Origin of the sequence: Italian clover phyllody phytoplasma str. MA1 (assembly GCF_000300695.1) — a bacterium.
In the GTDB taxonomy this organism is placed as follows: Bacteria; Bacillota_I; Bacilli_A; order Acholeplasmatales; family Acholeplasmataceae; genus Phytoplasma.
In genome coordinates this window covers 1-1,411 of sequence record NZ_AKIM01000112.1, presented here as the reverse complement: position 1 = coordinate 1,411, position 1,411 = coordinate 1, and the positions used below count along the sequence as shown (strand labels likewise).

4 protein-coding genes are annotated in these 1,411 nt (G+C 24.6%); all 4 read right to left on the bottom strand.

Features of this window, described 5'->3' with window-relative positions:
• Positions 1–302: DUF2963 domain-containing protein (locus RI01_RS04080; RefSeq protein ID WP_152411632.1), on the bottom strand; the 302-nt coding region annotated here is incomplete at its 3' end.
• Complete coding sequence (locus RI01_RS03450; protein ID WP_017193153.1) at positions 303–455, bottom strand: DUF2963 domain-containing protein; 153 nt, start codon at positions 453–455, stop codon at positions 303–305. It lies immediately after the preceding gene.
• A gap of 24 nt (positions 456–479) precedes the next feature.
• Positions 480–896, bottom strand: a complete 417-nt coding sequence (locus RI01_RS02770; protein WP_017193152.1) for a hypothetical protein — start codon at positions 894–896, stop codon at positions 480–482.
• Positions 897–944: 48 nt separating this feature from the next.
• Complete coding sequence (locus RI01_RS02765; RefSeq protein WP_017193151.1) at positions 945–1,256, bottom strand: hypothetical protein; 312 nt, start codon at positions 1,254–1,256, stop codon at positions 945–947.
• Positions 1,257–1,411 lie beyond the last annotated feature (155 nt).

Below are 1,411 nucleotides of genomic sequence, written 5' to 3'. Positions count from 1 at the left end.
TTAATTCTTTTTTTGTCATAATGATTTGACTCCTTTTGTTTGATTTGTTTTTTTAATTTTTTGTTTATTTTTATTGGATTTTTAAAAGTTAATAATATCTTTAACAGTTCCGTCGGGGTGGTATAGCCTGTTTTTTTGATTTGGTTTCCTGTTTGAGGGTCATATTCAATGATGAAGTCAATTTTTTTGCTGTTGAGGTTGTTGTAGTAGGTTTTTTTGATGATTGTACCAGTTTGATGGTCGGATTCAATGATGAAATCAATTGTTATTCCGTCGGGGTTGTAATTGGTTTCTTTGATTATTTAACCAGTTTGAGGATCGTATTCAGTGATGTACCAAATTGTCACGCCGTCTGGGTTGTAAGTGGTTCTTTTGATTATTTGGTTGTTTTTGTTAGATTCCTCGGTTATTTTGTATCCGTTATTATCAATAATTTCTTTTATAATTTTTTTCATTTTTTATTTTCCTTATTTTTGATTTTAGTTTGTATATAAAGTTTTAGTAGAAATTAAATTATAAATTATTTCTTCATCAACATCCATAATAGGGATAAAATATTCATGTTGTAAAATATTGCCAATTGCTTTTAAATATTTAAAAACTTCTGGAACCCAAGTAAAAGAAGTAACTTTAAATGCTTGAGGGTCGTTTTCGTCATAAAAATCATAAGTAAAAACTTTGTTTTCGACATCTGACCTACAAGAAAAACATTGAATGTGTCTTAAATTAGCATTTGCATAAAATTCAATTTTTAAAAATTGTAAATCTACGTATATTCCTTTGAAATCAAAATTAATTTCTTTAATTTTAGTTTCATTATTTTGAATAATTTCAATGTTTTTGCATTTTAATTTAGTTAATTTTGTTTTTAACGCGTTAATTTTATTTTTCATCATTGATTTTTTCTCCTTTTATTTGGGTTTTTTTAAATGTTAAATTTCTAATTAGTAAATTTCTTCTTTGAATTCATCAAATTCTTTTTCAGTTAGTTGATATTCTTTTTGTATTTGCTCTTTTAATTCATTAAATTCATCTCTAACTTGTTTCATTAAATCGCTTAATTTTTCATCCATTTCGTCAATTATTTTCTTTAAACGATTTGTGATAAAAATTTTCCAATGATATCTCAATGTTTCACCAAAACCTCCGTATTCTTCCTCAATTTGGCAAATTGTATAATTCAAATCACTATGTTTCTTCATTTTTTTCTCAAATTCTTTATCTTTTAATAAATTTACTATTTTTTCTTTATTCATTGTTTTCTCCTTTTTTAATCAAAATAAAGTTTCATATCAAATTTAATGTTCTGACACAATGGTAAAAATTTTAATTCTACTCATAATTTTTAATAATGATTTCTTGATTGATGTTTTTATTGGTGAGATGATGGCTAGTTGTTGTTTTTGTTTTA

Excerpts from the sequence above, each read along its gene's own strand:
- RI01_RS03450 (WP_017193153.1), bottom strand. The coding sequence starts at position 455 with ATGAAAAAAATTATAAAAGAAATTATTGATAATAACGGATACAAAATA.
- RI01_RS02770 (WP_017193152.1), bottom strand. The coding sequence starts at position 896 with ATGATGAAAAATAAAATTAACGCGTTAAAAACAAAATTAACTAAATTA.
- RI01_RS02765 (WP_017193151.1), bottom strand. The coding sequence starts at position 1,256 with ATGAATAAAGAAAAAATAGTAAATTTATTAAAAGATAAAGAATTTGAG.